This window comes from Polynucleobacter sp. MWH-HuK1 (genome assembly GCF_018881815.1).
Classification (GTDB): domain Bacteria; phylum Pseudomonadota; class Gammaproteobacteria; order Burkholderiales; family Burkholderiaceae; genus Polynucleobacter.
This window is the reverse complement of sequence record NZ_JACVPP010000001.1, coordinates 43,541-64,860: the sequence shown is the minus strand read 5'-3', so window position 1 is coordinate 64,860 and position 21,320 is coordinate 43,541. Positions and strand designations below refer to the sequence as shown.

The window sequence follows — 21,320 nt, the reverse complement described above, 5'->3', positions numbered from 1 at the left end:
ACCATGAAGGTATTGCTTTACTGGCACGATATTTATATCCCTTACTCTGATTACTTGATACGGGCTTTTGCAGCTGATACGCGCATTAGTCATCTATGTATCGTCGGCCCAAAAGATTTTGATTCTGAGGCCATTTATGCAGGCTCTCAAAATACAGCAGCCTATTCTGAAAAAATAAGCTTTAGACGAATTGAAACTTACTCATTTAGAAAAAAATGGGGTCCAGTGTCTCAGTTTAAAAAATGTATTAGTGAATTTAAACCCGACTGCATTATTGTTTTAGATGAGGCCTTTTCCATCAATACCTTGAATATGGGATTAGCTAATTATTTGGCAAAGAATAAAGCGACTGTACTGTTCTATAGTTTTGAAAATATTGTTCAGACCCCGCCAGTAAGATTCTTGCTGGAGAACTTTTCCCTTAAGAATATCTGGGTATTTATTCGCAAGAGTATTCGCTATTTGCTAGCTGATGCGCTATTGCAGCCATTAAGATCTAGATTAGTCCATGGCGGGCTTGCTTGTTATCAAGAAAGTATGGATGTAGTGCATCAGTTTGGTTGGAGACCAATAGTGGGCATCCAGTGGTGGGGATTAGATCTAGCGCCATTCCAACAGATGACAAAAGATCAAAAATCAGACGCTAGTAGCAAAATCATTGGATACGTTGGTAGATTTATTTCTGAGAAAGGTGTTCCGGATCTAATTCAACTATTAAGTCAACTGGACCCCAGTTATCGCTTAATATTAGTTGGTAGCGGTCCAGAAGAAGAGGGAATCCGACATTTAGTTGCGAAACTTGATCTGCATGATCGTGTGGAGTTTGTGTCCCCTAAATCAAGAGATGAATTAGCCAAACTGTATGCATCTTTTGATGTTCTAGTTCTACCGTCACATACTGATTACTTCTGGAAAGAGCAGTATGGCAGAGTGCTTGTAGAAGCGATGGCCTGTGGTACTCCGGTTGCGGGCAGCCTATCGGGTGCTATTCCAGTGGTGATAGGTAATCTGGGGTGCTGCTTTCCTGAAGGAAATATTACAGTCATGAAGTCAGTTATTACCTTCATCGTTGAAAATTCAGTTGACCCGCAAGTGCGAGAATTGTTGATGGAGAGGGCAAAACTTGGTGACATTAAACATTTTGTAAACGCTTTTATTGATCTACATCTTCAGATGAATGCAAGAAAGAATCCATGATCTTTACTCGCTACCATCGTCGCAATCCGTTTGCTATAGCTCAATTGGCGCTAAATGATATTCTATTTTGGGTATACGCAAAAACAATTAGGCCTAAGCAGAAAATACCACGACAGTTAAATCGCATTCTATTAGTTAATCCTGCGCATCTTGGCGATGTGGTGATTAGCATGGCATTAATCCGAGAACTAAAGCAAAAATACCCAGAATGTAGAATCGATTTTTTAGCAGGAGATTGGTCTGCTCCTATTCTCAAAGACCATCCTGGTATAGATCGGTCTTATTACATCAGTCATTGGCAGGCTAATCGCAGCAAATTAGCGATATCAGAGAAAAAGCGCCAATTTAAGAGTCATGTAAAAAAAGTTATGCCTCAGTTGAAAGAAAATGCTTATGATGCAATCTTTTTTCTCAATTCATACGAACCATCTTTTATTCCATTATTCAAGAGTTTTAATTGTCCGCTTATAGGATATGTAAGTGCTGGGGGTGGCCCACTATTGATAAATGAAGCTAGCAGTCAAAAAGAGCCAACATTTCATGAGGTACAGCTACAGGCCGGATTATTTATTCCTTGGTTAGGTGCAGTCAAAAAAGTAGCCGATTACCAGCCTTGGTTAAGGAATGTTAATGGTAATGAGCAGATAACTTTTGGATTGGATTTAAACGAGACTTATGTCGTGATTCATCCAGGATCTGGCAATCCCGCTAAAGAGTGGTCTTTGGACTCTTGGGTTCAAGTTATTGATGCGCTTGATCAATATTCAATCAATGTTTTGATTACGGGTCATGGGGAGCGTGAAGCAAATCAAGCCTCAGTACTAATTAATCGTATAAATAATCCTGAAAAAGTCAAAAATTTAGTTGGCCATCTCAGTTTTGATGATTTTTGCAAGTTGATTTCTAAAGCAAAAGCCGTTTTTTGTGTTGATTCTTTAGCAGGGCATATTGCAGGTTCTTATGTCAGACCAACTATAGTGGTAACCAATGGGCTCAGTAAAATCGAACGCTGGCATCCTCTAGGAAAATCAGTTCGCTTGCTTGAAAATAAAGTCACTTGTTCCCCTTGTCATAGTAATCCTTGCGCACAAAGAGCATGTGTTAATGGAATTTCCCCGCAGATGTTGATTCATCAACTCCAGGTAGTTTTCGAGGTCTAGGCTGATCATGAGTCGAATCCTATTCATTAAGCTGGGTGCCATTGGGGATGTTATCCAGGCTGCTGTAGCCGTGGAAAGGTTTAAGCTCAGCAATCCAAATGTTCTGGTCGATTGGGTAGTGGGGCAATCAATCTCTGGATTATTGGAGAGTCTTAAGGTTGCTGATAAGGTAATTGCAGTGCCAGAACAAGCACTTTTAACTGGGCCCTTAGCGCAAAGAATCAAAGCCTTACTCATCTCCTGGTTTCTTTTACTAAGCCATTGTCAAAAGTACAAAGCAATTTATATTGCTCATACGAATTGGCAATACGATTTATTCGCTTTGCCAGCCTATGCTTGTAATCCCAGATTGATATTTCAAATGCAAAAGCGCTTCTTTCCGGCAACCAAGGAATATAGGGTTAGCGAATACCTGAAATTTTTATCAGGAAATACTATTGATGTAATAGAGGGTGCGAGTATTTTGCAGGGCTTGGGCAATCGCCTTCTCTCAAATAATCTCTTCAAGCAATCATTTTTTGAAAAAAAACAACAAAGAAAAACGGTTGCTCTTGTTTCTGGTGGCAGTAGAAATGCCTTACGAGATGATTTCTTAAGGCGTTGGCCTATTGAAAGATACGTTGAGCTAGCAAAATTGTTCATCAGCGCTGATTGCGAAGTTGTACTTGTCGGTGCAAATAGTGATCAATGGGTTAAGTCCTATTTTGAGGGCTTAAGGACAATTGATTTGATTGGGAAATCCAGTCTTTTAGAATTGGTTGCTGTACTTGATAAAGCTGATCTTATTATTACTCACGACACTGGCCCACTACATTTAGCGACACTAACAAGCACCCCATTAATCACCTTATTTGGCCCCACACCTGCAACTGCAGTAGCGCCGGTCGGGCGTCAAAATCTGCGGGTATTTAAAGCAAGCAAGGAGATCGTTTGCGCACCTTGCTATGACGGTAAAAACTACGCTGATTGCAGCAACCCTATTTGTATGAAATCGATTTCTGTGGATAAAGTATTTGCCGCATCTCAAAATCTGTTAAAGAATAAGGCATCACTTTGAAAGTAGCAATTGTTCACTACTGGTTAGTTAACATGCGTGGCGGCGAGAAAGTGCTTGAAGCTTTGTGTGAACTCTATCCGCAAGCCGATATCTATACGCATGTATACGATCCTAAAAATATCTCGGATGCAATCAAGAAGCATCAGATCAATACTACTTTTATTCAGCATTTACCAAGGGCGATTCAGTGGTACCAAAATTACCTTCCTTTAATGCCGATTGCATTACGATTCTTAAGCCTCAAAAAGTATGATCTTGTTATTAGCTCTGAGTCGGGTCCCGCTAAAGGGGTCAGGCTGAACAACAAGGCGATGTATGTCTGCTATTGCCACTCGCCTATGCGTTATGTCTGGGATTTATTTGATGAGTACTTTCGATCAGTTGGGTTTTTTAAAAAACTGATGATGTTGCTTTTGATGAAGCCCTTACGCATCTGGGATCGCTGGACCTCAAAGCGAGTCAATCAATTTATTGCTAATTCCACAACAGTTCAAAAGCGCATCCTAAATTGCTACCAAAGAGATTCAGTTGTGATTCATCCACCAGTGGATATTGATCATTTCCAGATTCAGCATTCGGAGGGAGACTATTACTTGCTGTTTGGTCAACTAATCCAGTACAAAAGGCCTGATTTGGCTATCGAGGCCTTTAATCAGTCTGGTCGCAAATTAGTGGTCATTGGCCAGGGCGGCATGCTAGAGGTCCTTAGAAAACAGGCAAAACCCAATATCCAGTTTCTGGGTAGGCTCGATGATGATCAAATTAGAGGGTATTTGGCCAGCTGTAAGGCCATAATCTTCCCTGGATTAGAGGATTTTGGGATTGTCCCGGTTGAGGCGATGGCTTGCGGAAGGCCCGTAATTGCATACGGTAAGGGCGGTGTTTTAGATACTGTTGTGAATGGCAAAACGGGTATTTATTTTGAGACTCAGACAGCGCAAGCATTAAATGAAGCGATTGAGCGTTTTGAGAAATCGCCCAATCAATTTAATCCACAAGCTATTCGAGAGTGGACGCAGAGGTTTTCAAAAGAGCAGTTCCAAAATCAATTCTTTGAAATGGTGCATAGTCTTCTAAAGTCAAAATTAAATAAACCTAAATCTGAGAGAGAGCTATAAGCTTTGTTTGATTGCTGGCTATAAAACAATCGGCCTATTGTTTGATTTGCTATAGGCAGGTGAGGTGAAATATCGGACCCAGGAGCCTTTCATATCAGGAATGGCGTAACCGTTGTAATCAATTCCAGCTTGATTTAGTGCAATACTTGGGTTTTGAAGAAGTGTCTTTCGAATTACTCTGGTTAACATTCCGGTGCCGGTAAAACTTAAGATCGCATTTTTCGGATTATCAAAATGTTGATCTTTAAACAAAGGATAAAAATCACAAATTTCATTAATCATCAAGGTAGTTACAGGATGATTTCTTGCGAATCCAAACGACCATTGCATTGCAAGTTTTGTGGGATGAGCAATGCGGTCCATGATCGACTGTTCAGGCATGATAATGCAATCATTTTGCTCATAAGAGATTAAGCAATCTGAATCAGGTTGCAATAGGGAGTGGAGCGGGGCTTTACACCCCTTGTTAATATCAAAATAAAAGCCACCACGCTCATTCAAAATACAAATTCTAAAGATATCTGCTTTTGAGGGACCAAATTGAGAGTTCTGGTAGATTCTGTATATAGGGTGATTGCCCCAATACTCTTCCATGTAGGACTCAATCATTTGATTGTCATACAAATAGAAATTTAGATCAGGGTTGCGGTTTCTAAATTGCAGAATCTCGTTAAAGTGAGTTTTACCAAAATGTCGATTTACCCATGTTTGGTAGATATTGGGTGCAATATGTAAATTTGGAAAGGCGGTAGTAGCAACTTGATCCTCTAAGTATTGATATGGTTTTTCAAGGATAAGTTGCGCCCTGCGCACATTGCGCTTGAATGTGTTGATGATTTGAATTTTCATGTCGAAATTGGTTTAACTCTTTATAGAATGCTTCGATATAAATGGCTCGATCGCTGTAATGAAAATAATCTTTAAATCCAATAATAGTGACCAGTTCTCAATGTAATACAGATCGTATTCAATTCGTTTATGCAGGTCGGTATCACCACGTAATCCATGTATCTGTGCCCAGCCAGTAATGCCGGCTTTGACTAAATGTTTTTTTGCGTAGCCCGGAATTTCTTTTGCAAATTTATCGATGAATTCAACGCGCTCTGGTCTGGGCCCAACAATTGACATTTGACCTCTTAAGACATTAAAGAACTGCGGCAATTCATCAAGATTATATTTACGCAAAAATAGTGAAAATGAATCAACTACCTTGGATTCTGATCCGCCCCAGCGAGCGCCATCACGCTCAGTATCCACCGGCATGCTTCTAAACTTCAGCATCTCAAATGGCTTGCCGTTGAGGCCCACCCTGGTTTGTCTATAGAACACGGGCCCTTTGGAATTGAGCTTTACCAGTACGGCTAAAGTTAAAAATACTGGCATTAACAAGATACAGAAAATAAACGACAGAAAAAAGTCTTCTAAATTTTTGAGATAGAGTTTTCTTCCTTCAAATGGCGAATTGCTTACATCAATCATTGGGACACCAGCCACTTCACTAATGCCATGATTTAGTAAGCGCAGCATAAAGAGATCTGGAGAAAATTTGATTTTGGCAGAACTGGTAGAGAGTTTATCTAGAACGTTGGTAAATTGGTTGGCCTCATCAAGGGTTAGGCAAATCCAAATTTCATCCAATTGCATGCGCTCAATTTTTGCAAGTTCGGTATCACTCAATTCTTGAGCATGGTGATTTAAGACACAGCCCGACCAAGGGTTGAGTGAGACGTAATCTAACAACCTTTGTGAAGCATGGTTATGGCCAATAATGGCGATATTGATGACATTACTTGGCTGGATGATGAAATTGCTGATTAAAGAGCTGCAAATCAGATCTGAAATCATGAGCAAGACCCATGTGCCAACTCCCCATGATAGGAGCCAAATGCGAGAAAAAAGTAAGCTGCTTTGCGTTAATAAAATCACCAACAAGACAACCGCAAAGGTTTGCCACCATTTATTGCTCAATACTTTGAGTCTGGTATAAGTCTCCGAAAGATCCCCCGACTTTTTATCGCCGCCTAAAAATAAAAAAAGAAGAGCGCTAAATAAAAGAACTACCCAGTAGAAGTTATTGGGAATGGGGCGATCGTAAAAGCGTATGTGAAGACCTGCAAATCCCGAAAGGAGAATTAACCCAGATTGGATGATTCGGTAGAAATGCGGCATCAAAATGATTCCTAGGGCGATCTTTAGGTGTGGGATTAATTTCCACTCAATTTTATAGGGATATCCATGAGGAAACTGCTAAAATGAGATATGAGTTTAATAAATGATGGGGCAATTGCCGATATTCAAGCTAATGCCCCTAAAAAGGCCAAAGAGGCTGTAGCTCAATATTATTTGTACCTAGTTGGGCTCTATATTGTTTTAGTTTTTAATGAGTTTATTAGAAGACCAGTCGATTTTTTTGCGCTGGGATTAATTTTGCTTGGATTGCCCCTCATTAATAAAAGCAATATTAATTTGCTCAAGGCGTCTATTGCGCAGTCAATGGCGGCCAAGATGGTTTTTTGGGGTCTTTTTGTGATGAGCATCCTGTTTTTCATCGCAACCTTAAGGCAATTTCCTCGGTACGATGGTTTGATTGCGTTTGGTGCGCAGTACGGAGTGCATATTTGTCTAGCAGTCATGGCTTTAATGATAATTCCAATCAGCGTGAAAACAATTGGTTTCTTATTTAATTGCCTACTCTTTTCCATGCTTGCCCTTATTCTTGTGGATATTGGTTTTTATATCTGGGATTACCGAAACAATATTGCGATAGGTTCTGACTATAGCCATCGCTGGCTAGGGGATGGGTATGTATTTTTGACACCCTTTTTATTGGCCAGAATTTTATATAATCAAGAGCAAGGTGATATTCAAGCAATCAAAAAGCTCTCCGTAGCCCCCTTATTTTTTCAGCTATTGCTGTATTTACTCTTAATTCTTTCGGTGATCTTGGGCGGTGGCACCGGTGCGCGATCAACCTATCTAATTCTATTTTTTGAGATTGTATTTTTCATTGCTCTAAAAGCTTATCAAGCCAGATGGTCTGCAATCAAAATGCTGACGATCAGCTTTCTTGTTTTCGTAGTCTTAAAAGTCGCTCTTGGACTTTTGGCGCCTGAGTTGTTTGAGGGGGCTGTTTCTCGGAGGCTCCAAACTTGGGACAGGATTTTATATGCCTGGACCCCTGCGATTCTATTGATTCAGGAGGCGCCCATGATGGGCTATGGGTTTGGTGCTGAGGTATGGGATGCTGCTATTTCGCATTTAAAACTGACACATCCAAATATTATTAATTTTGGCAGTCCACACAATTGGTTTCTATCGGCGGGGTTTTTTGGCGGCATTCCAGCATGCATTGCCCAGTTTTCCCTGGTAGTTGGCATGTTTGGTATTTTAAAAAGCTTCTGGGAGCGCGGGCGTAAATTAATAGTCAATCGTGCAATAAATCAAAAATTATCTTACCTAACAATCGCAGTGTTAACAGCCTTCATCAGTTTCTATTTAGTTCGCGGGCTCGTAGAGTTCACAATATATAAATATCTAAGCATTTTGATAATAATTTTTGGTATGATCAACGTCGTAAATCAATCTAATCATCTCCATACCCCAGCTAATTTAGAAATAGATTGAGTTCATAAAACTCCAAATGGTTAATGTGCAAGCCGATAAAAACAACAATCTCGACGAGGGCGAAGTCTCCCTAATCGACATCCTGCGCTTCCTCAAAGCTGCCTGGAAATCTATCGCCCTCACAGGCGCACTTGGGCTTGCGGCAGCTGTAGCTTACCTGCTAATCACCCCCAAACAATACGAAGCATCGGTCCAAATCATGATGGCGCAAATTGTTATTGCCGCTAACAAGAACCTCAATCCTCTAGGCGTCAATGTTGAGGAGCCGACCCTCCTAATCGCGCGCTTCTCTTTGCCCACGAGCTTTTCGCCTCAGGTGATTAAGTCTTGCGGCCTCCAAGATCAAGCGGGCGATGCCGTAGCGCTGAAAAATATGATCAAGCTGAGCATCCCAAGGGGGGTGGCTAATCTGATTGAGCTCAAAACGGTTGGTCCATCCCCTCAAATTGCCACGGCCTGTGCACAAAGCATGTTTGATCTCATTCAATCGAGTCAAGCGCAAATTGTGGCGACCTACGTCGAGGAGGTCAAAACTAAGTTGGCAGACTACGAGGGTCGCCTGAAAAGAGCGAAAAACCTAGTAGCTATGGCCGACAAGTCCGGCCAGGCTATCAGCGCCAGCTACCTCTCGACCCGCGACGAGATCCGCTTCCTGCTAGAGGAGATGGCCATGTTCAATAATGTGGTCAGTACTAACCAAAGCCGTGCCACCCGCCTAATCACTCCCATCTATGCAGGCGACAGCCCGATCGCGCCCAAAAAAAGCGTAGTCTTGGCAGGTGGGCTCCTGGGTGGGCTCCTGCTTGGATTATTGATAGCACTGGGACGCCAGATGGTCGCAACATACATGCGTGAGATGGCGGGGACGGTTTGATAAAGAGAGGTACGAAAATAGATGCCCGGGTTCGGGCATTAGCGGGCGCTATTCCCACTCAGACCAGAATTGGTCTGTTTTGGACTTTGGGTTATTTTGCGTGACATCGACCTCCCGCTTCCTAAGCCACTCTTGTTGCGTCCTAAGTTCCTTTAAGAACCGAAAAAAGGCGCGTTCAGATCCAACCGGACACGGCTGGTCGGTTCAACTTTACTATTTAGCCACCCTAATTTCAGCAGCTTTTTTTTGGCAAGATATCTGATGGTCTATTCTTCTAGACACGACAGTTGGAATAAAAAACTTTTTCCCCTTGGCGGTCATGAATTGGCTGAAATTGTTTTAATATCCTCACACCTCGTAAGAACGTCGAAAGCCCTGTGTTTTACAAGTAGCATTAGAAGTCGGCTATTTTATTCAGGGCTAGACGGGCATCAATTGGGCGTGCAGTGCATCCAAGGCTTGCCCCTATTGGCACCCACACATGTCACTTAGCAATCAAACACTGTTTATATTTCTTTGGGCGCTCAAGCCACTCTGTGTCATCGTTGCGTCAAGGTATACACAATATCCAAATCAGGTGTACGTGATCTATGGAAGTACATTAATACTTTTGGCTACATTCATATATAAGGATATTGTAAACATCATATATATTCAATTGAAATGGCTGGCACTGCCAATCTGTTATGCGCTTGCCTTTATCCTTGTCTCATATTGGGGCATTGATTTTCAAGAGTCAATTAAATATCAAGTACTGTACCTTCCAATTGTGACCATCGACTTCATAGTGGCATTCATCATTGGTTACAAATTCAACCAGGCGGTTGTTGCAAAATATATATTAATTGCCGGGGCCCTCTCCATATTTTACTTGCTAATAGATGCGTATCTACACCCTTCCTTACCGAGAATAGGGGTTTTAGATTTAGATGTCGCTATGATAGTTCCGCTAGCGACTATCTCTGGTGCAACAACTTTGGCATTTGCCGCGATATTCACATTACTTGCATCAACCAAGAAGACGATAACCGTCGCGGCAATTTTCTCATTGGGAGCCGCTTTTTTGTTCAAGGCGCGAAATTCCCGTGGGCATAGGAATGCGGCCTTAGAGAGGCGAAATTCGGTCGCTTCAATATGGATTAGGCGAATAGTCGGGGTAATCGCTATTTTTTTTGTTATGGCCCTCTTTGCAGAGAAAATCCAAACAACATATAAACGCTTATCGGACCCGCAGGGGGATGAGGATCCGTCGCGAACGGCAATTTCTACATTATCATTTGAGCTGCTCAGTGAAAATTTCCCTGCGGGCATTGGTCTTGGTGGATTTAGCTCTATTTCCCAAGAGCTGATTAATTATCGGATCCTCGATGCTCGTGGAGAAATAGTTTACGGTGCAAATTTGCATAGCTCATATATGACTTGGGCTCTTGAAGGGGGGCTCCCCATTGTTGTGATTGTATTAAGCCTGTGCTTTTTCACGTTTCGGGCGATTCGTCATTTATTGAAGGATGAAAAATCAAGAGTGCTGGGTGAAGTAATGCTGATTTGGTTATTTCAAGGAATGCTATACGGATTGTTTCAGCAGTGGCACAACTCGGCACCTTTTTGGATGCTGTTCGGTTTGGTATTTGGCTGCTATGAGAGAAGTAAGAGAGTGAAGTGAACAAAGTCATCCTGCATTTGATACCTACTTTATCTGGTGGGGGAGCAGAACGCCAGCTCTCGCTATTAGCAAAGGAGCAGGCAAGGTGCGGCTGGAATGTGCATATTGGTATTCGTAGAGGAGGAGTTCATCTTGATGCTCTAAAGAGCGAAAAAATCGAAATTCATCAACTAAGGGACTTCAAATCCATCGATCCACGCTTATTTGTGTGTGTCTGTGCATTACTGAAGAAAATAAACCCCGATATTGTGCAAACCTGGCTGCCGCAAATGGATGTCGTAGGTGGTACTGCCGCATTGGTAAACCGAGTGAAATGGATAGGAACTGAGCGTTCCTCGATTCAGGGTATAAATGACACGAGGTTCATGGCTTGGCTTAGATGGTGGTTTTTTCGTTACGCAGATGCAGTGGTGGCAAATTCGTCCGCCGGTGAAAGTTATTGGCGCAGAGTATTGCCGGCAAATAAACACATCTTTCAAGTGGCGAATGCGGTTGATGTTGATGCAATCCGCAATGCTCCACAAGCGTTGTTAGATTCGTTAGCCTCAAATGTTTGCGAAAATAATATATTAGTGGTCGGGCGGCTGGCGCCGGAAAAGGGAATAGATGTGGTGATTAACGCGGTCAAGACAGATTCGTTATCGAATTTGGTCGGCGCATGGGTTATCGGGGAAGGGCCATCGCGGCAGTGCATTGAAAACATGATCGGAAATTTAGGTATGAATGACCGCGTCTCACTTTCTCTATATCGATCGGATTGGTGGGGTTTGCTGAGACGTGCTGCCGCTTTGGTCAGCATGAGCCGCTTCGAAGGGCAGCCTAATGTGGTGCTGGAGGCAATGGCTGCAGGTTGTCCGGTTATCGTGAGCGATATTCCGGCACACCGTGAGATATTGAATGACGAATCCGCTATCTTTGTGCAGCCCGATGATCATTTGGCGCTGGCAAAAGCCATAGAATCGGTGGTGATGCAGCGTGATATTGCGCGACAACGCTCCGAGTTGGCATACGGCCGCGTAAGTGGTATGACAATACAATCAGCCGCCAGAGAATATGAAAATATCTACAGGCAAGTATTAACTGGAGTGAATGAATAATGTGTGGAATTGTCGGTGTCGCATCTCGTTCGCCAGTACAGGATCGGGAGATTCTGACCGCAGCGCGGGATACCATGAGGCATCGTGGTCCGGACGACGCCGGTATTTGGTGGTGCGAAGGTGGGCAGGTGGGCATGGCGCATCGACGGTTGGCCATCATCGATTTGTCGCCAGCCGGACATCAGCCTATGCATGATTCTACTGGATCGATAACGATCGTTTTTAACGGGGAGATATACAACTACCTCGATCTTCAGCAAGAGCTGGCAGGGAAAGGTCACGTATTCCGTTCACTTACTGATACCGAAGTTCTTCTGGCAGCATACAGGGAATGGGGGGTAGATTGCCTTTCCCGGCTGAATGGTATGTTTGCTTTCGCGCTGTATGACGCCGCGATGCAAAAAGTATTTCTTGCCCGTGATCGCGCCGGAGAAAAGCCGCTTTTTTATTCCTTATCCGGAGGTTGCTTGCGCTTTGCCTCCGAGTTGAAGGGACTACTTTCGGACCCCGCCATTTCGAAGCATCTCGATGCAGAAGCGATGGATTGCTTCCTGGCGATGGGCTTTGTCCCGGGTGAGCGTTGCATCATTCATGGGGTGAAGAAATTGCCGCCAGCTCATGCGCTGACGTTCGATCTAAAGCAAGGTGCTGCAAAGGTCTGGAAATACTGGCAACTGCCCGCACCAACCCGAGAGAGTTGCCAGAATGAGCGGGCGCTGGAGAATGATCTCGAAGCATTACTGGAAGATGCCGTGCGGCGGCAGATGGTTGCAGATGTGCCGGTGGGTGTATTGTTGAGCGGCGGGGTCGACTCCAGTCTCATTACCGCCATGGCTGTACGAACATCGAGGCATGTCAAAACTTTTACAGTGGGGTTTGAGGGATTTGGAAAATATGATGAGACCAAACACGCACGTTTGATTGCTAAGCACTTCGGTACGGAGCATATTGAACTTAATGCTGGTCAGGTAACTCCGGATCTGCTTACGTTATTAGCGCGCCAGTATGACGAGCCCATGATCGATTCTTCGATGATTCCAACTTATCTAGTCAGCAAACTGGTAAGGCAGCATTGCACTGTAGCACTAGGTGGAGACGGCGCAGACGAACTCTTTGGCGGATATGCGCATTACGACCGGCTGTTGTGGCGTAAGCAAAAGATCGATTGGTTGCCTTTGGAACTTCGCAAACTGGTGGCGAGTTCGGCTAGCGCATTGTTGCCATATGGTTTCAGGGGGCGGAACTGGCTTCAGTCGTTAAGTAGCGATCTGGATTCAGGCTTGCCTCTGATTGCGACATTCTTTGATGATGCTGCACGCCGCGCATTAATCGGAGATGGATCTTGGAAGACGGTTGCGGAAGGAATCAGGCAGTCACGCATTCCGATGGTCGATGACTTATTACAGAGGGCGACTCGAATGGAATTCGAGAACTATATGCCCGAGGACATTCTGGTGAAGGTGGATCGGGCCAGCATGCTAAATTCCTTGGAAATTCGCGCGCCAATGTTGGATTATCGCGTTATCGAATTTGCTTATGGTCGAGTTCCGTCGCACATGAAAACAACACTGTCGCAGCGCAAGATCATCCTGAAGAAATTGACCTCGCGACTGTTGCCACCCGAATTTGATCGGCAACGCAAGCAGGGATTTTCAGTTCCATTGCGGGACTGGCTGAAAGAAGGAGCTTGGAGGGACTACTTCCATGCCGTTCTGCTCGATAACCGATGTATGTTCGACAAGAAGATGGTCTTGACTCTATTGCGCGGGCAGGACAAAGGTAGAAACAACAGTGAGCGATTGTTCGGACTGGTTATGTTCGAACTCTGGCGACAGGAATATCAAATAAGGATATGAGGATAAATGAAAATCGAATTGCTGGAAATTCTGCGGTGCCCTAAAACGAACCAAAAGTTGAGGTTGGAGGTTCCGGAATATCTGAATGGGCTGGTTCGCAGCGCTTGGCTGGTGTCGGAAGATGGTCATCAACGTTATCCGGTTCGGGAGTTTATTCCGCGCTTTGTACCGGAATCCAACTATGCCGACAATTTCGGAATGCAGTGGAACAAGTTCCGTCAAACTCAGCTTGATAGCTATTCCGGCCATCCAATTTCAGCTAACCGCTTCTGGCAGGCGACAGGATGGAACGTCGAGGATATCGCAGGTAAATGGGTGCTAGACGTCGGTTGTGGAGCAGGCCGATTTGCCGAGGTAGCGCTGCAGGCCGGGGCAAAAGTAGTTGCGCTGGATTATTCCAGAGCAGTTGATGCTTGCCTCACCAATCTCCGTCATTATCCCAATCTGCATGTTGTTCAGGGGGATATCTATTCACTGCCCTTTCTGAAAGCATCTTTTTCTTTTGTGTATTCGCTGGGAGTGTTGCAGCATACGCCGGATGTGGCTCGGGCTTTTGCAGCACTTCCTGGGATGGTTGCGGAAGGAGGGTGGCTTTGTACGGACTTCTACTGGAAACGGCTCCGTACCCTTCTTCATTCCAAATACCTATTTCGTCCAATTACAAAACACATGCCGCAGCAGCAATTGTTCCACTTCTTGGAGAAGACGGTGCCCGCGCTTCTCAAGACAAGTCAATTGATCGGGAGGATTCCTCTTGCGGGACGATATTTGAAGAGATTGATCCCGGTTGCCGATTACACCGGCGTATATCCGCTGGATGAGCGTCAGCTAAGAGAGTGGGCGCTTCTGGATACTTTTGATATGCTGGGCCCTCAATACGATAGTCCCCAATCGGCAACCACAATCCGGCAGTGGATGTCCGGCGCTGGCTTTAATCAGGTTGAAGTGTTTCAGGCAAATTTACTTGTGGTGCGAGGCCATAAAATCTGATGAAGCGCAGCAAGGGGATATTGCTGAATTTATTAGCGGCAACAACAGGTGGGCAGGTTACGAGGGCTGAGGCATTTTTGCGAAGGTTTCGTACTTATGCTCCCGACATACGTTTAGTGATCGTTAAAGATCGCGATTCTCTACCTTCTATAAATGATGCGGACGGTTGGGAGGTGATCAACGTACATATTGGGGTGGGACGATTGCGGGCGCTTCGCCGAGCGGCCTGGGAGAATTGGAACTTGCCGCAGCTGATGAATAGTAAAGACCTGAATATATATTTGACGTTCTCGCATTACCTGCCGCTATTTCTGGGTGAAGAAGTCTATTCGATCGTGGGAGTGTCTAATCTCGCACCCTTCTCTGAAGAGGCGTGGGGGGTTGAGAGCAATATTGTTCGTTTCAGGATGAGATTGCTTCGTCATACGATAATCTCTTCTTGCAGACGAGCCGACCAAGTGATCGCTCTCTCAAATACGTGCAAGTCCATACTTGCTGAATGCAGTATTAAGCCATTGAAGATCAAGGTAATTCCTAATGGTGTCGAGATATTTAATCCAAGTGCGGATGATATCCAGAACAGTACCCTTCCCTGCGAATCGCCTTTCATTCTTTCAGTATCTCATTTTTATAGATATAAGAATTTTGAAAGGTTGATCGAAGCTTTCAGCTTATTGCCGGCACAGCGACTAAACCGTTTAAGACTGGTGATTGTCGGTAAACCATACGATAGAAAATATTTTGAAGAAATCGAAGGTTTGATAGAGCGACTCGGATTGACAGATCATGTGAGTATTATTGCTGGGGCTGATCGGTCTAGTTTGGACGCGCTCTATCGTAATGCGTCATTGTTCGTTTTCACCTCTTTAATCGAGAATAGTCCGAATATTCTTCTTGAGGCCATGGCCTATTCGCTTCCGATAGTGGCCAGTAATGTCGAGCCTATGCCGGAATTTGGATCGAACGGGGTAAGATACTTCAAGGCATTCTCAGCAGAGGATCTTGCAGACAAGATTGAAATCATGTTGAGTGATCCGACAGGGGTGGCCGATTTGCGTCGACGAGCCAAAATGCGTGCAGACGAATATTCCTGGGAAAATTTTACAAAGTCTGTCATAGAAGTGTGTGTTTCTTCGCAAAAAGAAGGTCTACAATAACCAAGTGAGTGTTACAAGGTTGTTCCTGATCGACTCTTCAGTATGCTCTCATGTACTCTCTCCCTTAATGAGAAATAAACAATGAATCAATACAAATCGTTCGCAATATTACTGCTTTCGATAGTATTGGCTTTGATCATGCTTATTTACTACGAGGGGAAGCGTATTCAAGCGGAAGATTTTGCCTTGGGAAAAGAAAACACAAGCCGATCTGAGGCAATGGATGGCATTCCCTTTACGGGGCATACCTTGCCTGAAATCAATGCAATAGTCAGTCACTACTCCGGAGAATCGAAGCAACAAAAGATCGTGTTGTGGCTGAGTAATTCTCAGCTCCATACCATTAATCAATTCAAACAAGGTGAACACCTTGCGCCATACTGGATGAGAAACTCTCCACAGTGCGGAGGTTGTTTTGTCCCTCTCGGACTGTCGCTATCAAACGCTAATCCGCAAGAGGAGTTCATTCTTGCCCAGTTTGTTCAAAGCAAACTTGCTGTAAAGGCGTTGGTTCTTCAGGTCGAATTTATGGGCTTTCGAGAAAGCGGCTTACGTCAGGATTTTTCTGACATAGCCACCGATAAATTTGTCAACAGTCTGCTTACTTATTCAGTTGGCAGGGAATTGGCGCTTTTAGCGAATAATGGAAAGGAAGTTGAGTCAGAAGTAAAGCAGGGCGCTTACGGTGAATCAGTTGATAAAGGTTTGGAAGATTTGCTTTCGTCAAAATTGGGAAGTGTTTGGCAGCTTTGGGAAAAACGCGGCAATCTGCGAGCCAGTGTGCTTGGAGATTTATTTGAGTTTCGGAATTGGGTTTTTAATATTAGTTCAACAAGTCAGCGTAAAATCATTAAACCCCGCTATGAAAAGAATATGAAAGCCTTGGAAGACATGCTGGCTCGTTCAAAAGCGGACATGGTACCGCTAGTGATGTATATCGCCCCAGTAAGGCAAGATAAACCATTGCCATACGATAGAAAAGAATATTCAGAATGGAAAATTCAGATTGAGCAATTGGCAAATAAATATTCTGCAAAATATCTTGATCTTGAAAAATTAGTTCCAGCTGAAGATTGGGGCAGCAATTTTGGAGAAGACATTGATTTTATGCATTTTCAAGAAAATGGTCATAAACTTCTTGCGAAAGAACTCCTCCCTGTTATTCAGTCAAATTTGAAATAAGTGCATGCTATTTAATTCGGTCACTTACTTAACTTTTCTGGTGTTGGTTGTTACGACATATTGGATAATCCCAAGCTCAGGAAGGCGCTTTTTAGTGTTGGCAGCAAGTCTTTTATTTTATGGTTTTTGGCGAGTTGAATTTTTATTTCTAATTGTCTTGTCGGCTTTCGTAGATTATTTCGCGTCGCTGAAAATATATGACGAGAAACACCCTCGTGGACGTAGATTATGGTTGTTGTCGAGTCTGACTATAAATTTAGGCTTATTGATTTATTTTAAGTACGCTTATTTCATTACAGATAATATCTCGATGGTCGGTAAATCTCTTGGTCATGATTGGACATTCTCTCTGGGTAATATTATCTTGCCGCTCGGAATCAGCTTTTATACCTTCCTTTCAATCAGCTATACGGTTGATGTTTACCGTAAAATTTTTGAGCCGATAAGAAGTTTCTGGACATACCTAACTTATGTGATGTTCTGGCCGCATATGATTGCAGGCCCTATCCTGCGTGCACACGAGTTGATCCCTCAAATCGTCAAGATGCCACATATTAAGTTGGATAATGTGACTAATGGTATCAAGAAGATCATCTTGGGTCTGTTTCTTAAAGTGGGGTTGGCCGACCAGATTGCACCTTGGGTTGATGAAGCGTTTGCAGTCCCTCCTGATAGTTTGGGTGGGCTGGATGTGTGGACCATGGCATTTGGTTTCGGCCTCCAGATTTATTTTGATTTCGCCGGGTATAGTTTAATTGCTATCGGTTCTGCATTGCTGATCGGTGTGCATTTGCCTCAGAATTTCAACTGGCCATACTTGGCTTCGTCGCCAAGAGACTTTTGGAAAAGATGGCACATTACTTTATCTTCGTGGATTCGAGATTATCTTTATTTGCCACTTTCAGGTTCGCGGATCAAAGACAGTTCAGAAAACGGCATTGATATTCAGCCGAATCCTAAAGCAACTAGCATTCGCTTTGCTCTGGCCTTGGTCCTCACTTGGCTCATCATGGGGCTATGGCACGGGGCGGGTTGGATGTTTGCTCTATGGGGTATTTGGCATGCAATCTTTATATTGTTATATCGGTTGACCATGAATTGGTCTCCATTCAACTCATCCCGATTGACGATGATTTTCGGTTGGATGCTCACGCTACCAATCATCATGCTTGGCTGGATTCCATTTAGGGCGGATTCATTGAGAACGTCATTGTCTCTGTGGCAACGGGTATTTGATATTTCTAGTTATCATAGCTTGGCATTTCGTGAGAATTTCTATTTGCTGGTATTTTTATTCACATGTGGAATGTTGTTAACTTGGTTTTTTACACATACTAAAGCTTCCGTTCTTAATCAAACATGGGTTAGAAATATTGGGGAGATTGCGGCGTATAGTTTCATGATATTTGTCGTATTTATTTTTCTTCGCCCAGTCAGCCAGTTTATCTATTTCCAATTCTAGGGTTCACTATGACATATATTTTGGGTATCAACGCTTATCATGGTGATTCTTCTGCATGTTTGGTCAAAGACGGTGTTTTGATTGCTGCTGCGGAAGAGGAGCGTTTTCGACGTATCAAGCATTGGGCAGGGTTCCCTTCAGAATCTATCCGATATTGCTTGGCTGAGGCCGGAATTGAATTGACGGCTGTCGATAACGTTGCGATCAATCAGGATCCCAAGGCGAATCTGTGGCGAAAAATATTATTCACTCTCACCAATCGTCCCGACATCAAGTTTGTCATTGACCGGCTGCGTAACAAACGAGAGCGATTGAATGTGAGGCAGGAATTGTCAAAGGCATTTCCCGGGCAGCACTTTGCCGGTGAGATTCATGGTGTAGAACATCATGAATCTCACCTTGCTTCAGCTTTCCTGGTATCTCCTTTTGATGAAGCCGTTGTTGTATCTGTAGATGGTTTCGGGGATTTTGCGAGTGCCGCTTGGGGTTTGGGAAGAGGTGCGGAAATTCGTGAGGACAACAAGGTTTATTTCCCGCATTCGCTAGGCATCTTCTATCAGGCATTGACCCAGTTTCTTGGTTTTCCAAACTATGGTGATGAATACAAAGTGATGGGTCTGGCTCCTTATGGTTCACCAAAGTATCTACCTGAAATGCGTAATATCGTGAGGTTGAGGGAAGATGGTTCATTCCATCTTAATTTAGATTATTTTCAGCATCACAAGAACAAGATTAAATACGAATGGGAAAATGGTGAACCAAGAGTGGGAGGGTTATTTACTGATGCTCTATGCGAATTGCTTGGGCCGGCACGGCGAAAGGGTGACGAGCTGACTCAGCATCACAAGGATATCGCGCGTTCGATCCAGGCGATGTATGAGGAAGCTTTTTTCCATTTGTTAAAAAAGCTGTATGCAAAACACGGTGTGGATAATCTTGCTTTGGCCGGAGGGTGTGCTATGAATTCAGTGGCGAATGGCAAGATATACAGAAATACGCCTTTTAAGAAAGTCTATATTCAGTCTGCTGCGGGTGACGCAGGGGGGGCAATCGGCGCAGCATTCAATATCTGGCACAAGCAAGGAGGTAATCGCCGATTTGTGATGGATCATGCATACTGGGGACCATCGTTCAAAACAGAAGAAGTTCGGGGATTGTTGGAAGCAAACAATGAAAGGATACTCGCACAGAATTGCCGGTGGGAGTTCGTGAATGAGGAGAAGGTAATGTGTAACCGTGTTGCCAAAGCGATATCGGACGGCAAGGTGATAGGCTGGTTCTATGGGCGCATGGAATGGGGCCCCCGCGCCTTAGGGAATCGCTCTATTCTTGGTGACCCGCGACGTGCTGACATGAAAGATATTTTGAATCTAAAGATCAAAAGGAGGGAGTCTTTCCGGCCCTTCGCGCCATCGATTTTGCGCAAGGCAGTGCCTGATTGGTTCGAAACGGATGACGAGGTTCCCTTCATGATGCAGGTGTACCAGATTCGTGAAGATAAGCGTTCTCTTATACCGGCAGTAACACATGTTGACGGTTCGGGACGGTTGCAAACTGTCAGTGTCGAGACTAATCCACGCTATGCCATGCTGATTGAATCCTTCGGTGAATTGACGGGCGTGCCTCTGGTGCTGAATACCTCTTTTAACGAGAATGAGCCGGTTGTATGCAGGCCGGAAGAGGCTCTCGACTGCTTCTTGCGCACCAAAATGGATGTGTTAGTTTTGGGTGACTATCTTGTTACAAGAAATCAATAGAGAACTCAAAGGCGGAACTCGTTTCAAAAACGCACAAGAAAAACCACGATTAAATAAACTTAAGTGCTCTATTGTTACAGTCGTATTTAATGGAGGCGATAGTATCGAAGATGCTATACGTAGCGTTCTTGAGCAGACGTATGACAATATTGAATACATCATCATTGATGGCGGCTCGACGGACGAGACGCTAAATATTATCCGAAAACATGAAGAACATATCGATTACTGGGTAAGTGAAAAAGATGCGGGGATTTATGATGCCATGAACAAGGGCATCGCAATAGCTACGGGCGAAGTCGTGGGTTTCTTGAACTCGGATGATATGTTTGCTCTACCCTCAGCTGTTGCGAAAATTGCGGCTGTATTTGAAGATAGATCCATTGATGCCTGCTACGCAGATCTGATGTATGTCAGTCAGGATAATCGGACGATAGTGAGATATTGGAAGTCCTCACAATTTGTTATGGGCTCATTTGGGTTGGGATGGAACCCTCCCCATCCTACCTTCTATGTCCGAAGTAGGGTATTTAAAAGATTTGGAGGGTTTGATCTTTCCATAAAGATTGCATCAGATGTCGATTTGATGATGCGATATCTTGAGCGCTACAAAATTCGCGCTGTATATATTTCACAGGCGCTGATTAGAATGCGAGTGGGTGGAGTATCGAATAAAAGTCTTAAGAGTATTCTTCGACAAAACAAAGAAGTGATCAACGCGTTGAAAAAAAACGGGGTTCGCTTTTCTTTAATAAAATTTGCAGCCAGAAAAATAGTGAATCGGGCTTGGCAATATGTTGTCGGACACATATAAATCCGCAAGGACTTAACTTCTTAAAGTTACAAGACAATGGGATTTATAAAAAAACAGTAAATTACTGACAGCGGGATATCTCACCTCAGTCTCAGTGACGCTTGGCTTTTGGGGTGGTGTGCATTTTATATTAGGGATAATTATTATGCGAATGATCACGGGTTTCTTGTTTGTTAGTCCATTGATCATTTTGAATAGAGAATACCTCGTGGGGCAATTGGATCTGAATCTTAAGCCATATTTTTCAACAAGGATTATTGCAGTGCAACAAGCCAAGTGTTGCAGGCATTAGGCCGTTGTCTACCAAAAGTG

General features: G+C 43.8%; 17 protein-coding genes. 15 read left to right on the top strand and 2 right to left on the bottom strand.

The window, feature by feature from the left end:
• Positions 1-3: 3 nt before the first annotated feature.
• From ICE93_RS00270 to ICE93_RS00255, 4 genes are read left to right on the top strand one after another with little or no spacing between them, the layout of a single operon-like run.
• Complete coding sequence (locus ICE93_RS00270; protein WP_255554411.1) at positions 4-1,197, top strand: glycosyltransferase; 1,194 nt, start codon at positions 4-6, stop codon at positions 1,195-1,197.
• Positions 1,194-2,357, top strand: a complete 1,164-nt coding sequence (locus ICE93_RS00265) for a glycosyltransferase family 9 protein (protein WP_216184264.1) — start codon at positions 1,194-1,196, stop codon at positions 2,355-2,357. The genes ICE93_RS00270 and ICE93_RS00265 overlap by 4 nt, the downstream gene beginning before the upstream one ends.
• Before the next feature lie 7 nt (positions 2,358-2,364).
• A complete protein-coding gene (locus tag ICE93_RS00260; RefSeq protein WP_216184261.1) occupies positions 2,365-3,414 on the top strand; it encodes a glycosyltransferase family 9 protein in 1,050 nt (349 codons plus the stop codon).
• The gene (locus tag ICE93_RS00255; RefSeq protein ID WP_216184258.1) at positions 3,411-4,532 is read left to right on the top strand and encodes a glycosyltransferase; all 1,122 of its coding nucleotides are present in this window, start codon (positions 3,411-3,413) and stop codon (positions 4,530-4,532) included. Before ICE93_RS00260 ends, ICE93_RS00255 begins: the two co-directional genes overlap by 4 nt.
• 18 nt (positions 4,533-4,550) lie before the next feature.
• Here the strand turns inward: ICE93_RS00255 and ICE93_RS00250 are convergent, their stop codons facing one another.
• Positions 4,551-5,381 (bottom strand): glycosyltransferase, encoded by an 831-nt coding sequence (locus ICE93_RS00250; RefSeq protein ID WP_216184255.1) that lies wholly within the window; start codon positions 5,379-5,381, stop codon positions 4,551-4,553.
• Between the two features lie 12 nt (positions 5,382-5,393).
• Positions 5,394-6,701 carry an exopolysaccharide biosynthesis polyprenyl glycosylphosphotransferase gene (locus ICE93_RS00245; RefSeq protein WP_216184252.1) on the bottom strand — a complete coding sequence of 436 codons (1,308 nt, stop codon included), beginning with the start codon at positions 6,699-6,701 and terminating at the stop codon, positions 5,394-5,396.
• A 90-nt stretch (positions 6,702-6,791) separates the two neighbouring features.
• On the opposite strand from ICE93_RS00245, the gene ICE93_RS00240 reads away from it, so the two are divergent.
• The 11 genes from ICE93_RS00240 (at position 6,792) to ICE93_RS00190 (ending at position 21,008) form a co-directional block, all read left to right on the top strand.
• On the top strand, positions 6,792-8,156 hold the full coding sequence (locus tag ICE93_RS00240; RefSeq protein WP_216184249.1) for an O-antigen ligase family protein: 1,365 nt from the start codon (positions 6,792-6,794) through the stop codon (positions 8,154-8,156).
• Between the two features lie 16 nt (positions 8,157-8,172).
• Entirely contained in the window at positions 8,173-9,030 is an 858-nt protein-coding gene (locus ICE93_RS00235; protein ID WP_216184247.1) for a Wzz/FepE/Etk N-terminal domain-containing protein, read from the top strand.
• 610 nt (positions 9,031-9,640) lie between these two features.
• Positions 9,641-10,693 (top strand): O-antigen ligase, encoded by a 1,053-nt coding sequence (locus tag ICE93_RS00230; protein ID WP_216184244.1) that lies wholly within the window; start codon positions 9,641-9,643, stop codon positions 10,691-10,693.
• Positions 10,690-11,790, top strand: coding sequence for a glycosyltransferase (locus ICE93_RS00225; RefSeq protein WP_216184241.1), 1,101 nt, complete (start codon positions 10,690-10,692; stop codon positions 11,788-11,790). Before ICE93_RS00230 ends, ICE93_RS00225 begins: the two co-directional genes overlap by 4 nt.
• Positions 11,790-13,646: an asparagine synthase (glutamine-hydrolyzing) gene (asnB, locus tag ICE93_RS00220; protein ID WP_216184238.1), complete on the top strand. Its 1,857-nt coding sequence runs from the start codon at positions 11,790-11,792 to the stop codon at positions 13,644-13,646. The genes ICE93_RS00225 and asnB overlap by 1 nt, the downstream gene beginning before the upstream one ends.
• A 6-nt stretch (positions 13,647-13,652) precedes the next feature.
• A complete protein-coding gene (locus ICE93_RS00215; RefSeq protein WP_216184235.1) occupies positions 13,653-14,636 on the top strand; it encodes a methyltransferase domain-containing protein in 984 nt (327 codons plus the stop codon).
• Positions 14,636-15,793: a glycosyltransferase family 1 protein gene (locus tag ICE93_RS00210; RefSeq protein WP_216184232.1), complete on the top strand. Its 1,158-nt coding sequence runs from the start codon at positions 14,636-14,638 to the stop codon at positions 15,791-15,793. The genes ICE93_RS00215 and ICE93_RS00210 overlap by 1 nt, the downstream gene beginning before the upstream one ends.
• A gap of 81 nt (positions 15,794-15,874) precedes the next feature.
• The gene (locus ICE93_RS00205) at positions 15,875-16,975 is read left to right on the top strand and encodes a hypothetical protein (RefSeq protein WP_216184229.1); all 1,101 of its coding nucleotides are present in this window, start codon (positions 15,875-15,877) and stop codon (positions 16,973-16,975) included.
• Positions 16,976-16,979: 4 nt separating this feature from the next.
• Positions 16,980-18,437: an MBOAT family protein gene (locus ICE93_RS00200; protein WP_216184226.1), complete on the top strand. Its 1,458-nt coding sequence runs from the start codon at positions 16,980-16,982 to the stop codon at positions 18,435-18,437.
• Positions 18,438-18,445: 8 nt separating this feature from the next.
• Positions 18,446-20,194, top strand: coding sequence for a carbamoyltransferase C-terminal domain-containing protein (locus ICE93_RS00195; RefSeq protein ID WP_216184224.1), 1,749 nt, complete (start codon positions 18,446-18,448; stop codon positions 20,192-20,194).
• Positions 20,175-21,008, top strand: coding sequence for a glycosyltransferase family 2 protein (locus ICE93_RS00190; protein WP_216184221.1), 834 nt, complete (start codon positions 20,175-20,177; stop codon positions 21,006-21,008). The genes ICE93_RS00195 and ICE93_RS00190 overlap by 20 nt, the downstream gene beginning before the upstream one ends.
• Positions 21,009-21,320 lie beyond the last annotated feature (312 nt).

What these genes read in the sequence shown, in the direction of transcription:
- ICE93_RS00245 (WP_216184252.1), bottom strand. Translation starts at nt 6,701, where the DNA reads ATGCCGCATTTCTACCGAATCATCCAATCTGGGTTAATTCTCCTTTCG.
- ICE93_RS00265 (WP_216184264.1), top strand. Translation starts at nt 1,194, where the DNA reads ATGATCTTTACTCGCTACCATCGTCGCAATCCGTTTGCTATAGCTCAA.
- ICE93_RS00235 (WP_216184247.1), top strand. Translation starts at nt 8,173, where the DNA reads ATGGTTAATGTGCAAGCCGATAAAAACAACAATCTCGACGAGGGCGAA.
- asnB (WP_216184238.1), top strand. Translation starts at nt 11,790, where the DNA reads ATGTGTGGAATTGTCGGTGTCGCATCTCGTTCGCCAGTACAGGATCGG.
- ICE93_RS00215 (WP_216184235.1), top strand. Translation starts at nt 13,653, where the DNA reads ATGAAAATCGAATTGCTGGAAATTCTGCGGTGCCCTAAAACGAACCAA.
- ICE93_RS00240 (WP_216184249.1), top strand. Translation starts at nt 6,792, where the DNA reads ATGAGTTTAATAAATGATGGGGCAATTGCCGATATTCAAGCTAATGCC.
- ICE93_RS00195 (WP_216184224.1), top strand. Translation starts at nt 18,446, where the DNA reads ATGACATATATTTTGGGTATCAACGCTTATCATGGTGATTCTTCTGCA.
- ICE93_RS00270 (WP_255554411.1), top strand. Translation starts at nt 4, where the DNA reads ATGAAGGTATTGCTTTACTGGCACGATATTTATATCCCTTACTCTGAT.
- ICE93_RS00210 (WP_216184232.1), top strand. Translation starts at nt 14,636, where the DNA reads ATGAAGCGCAGCAAGGGGATATTGCTGAATTTATTAGCGGCAACAACA.
- ICE93_RS00260 (WP_216184261.1), top strand. Translation starts at nt 2,365, where the DNA reads ATGAGTCGAATCCTATTCATTAAGCTGGGTGCCATTGGGGATGTTATC.
- ICE93_RS00250 (WP_216184255.1), bottom strand. Translation starts at nt 5,381, where the DNA reads ATGAAAATTCAAATCATCAACACATTCAAGCGCAATGTGCGCAGGGCG.
- ICE93_RS00205 (WP_216184229.1), top strand. Translation starts at nt 15,875, where the DNA reads ATGAATCAATACAAATCGTTCGCAATATTACTGCTTTCGATAGTATTG.
- ICE93_RS00200 (WP_216184226.1), top strand. Translation starts at nt 16,980, where the DNA reads ATGCTATTTAATTCGGTCACTTACTTAACTTTTCTGGTGTTGGTTGTT.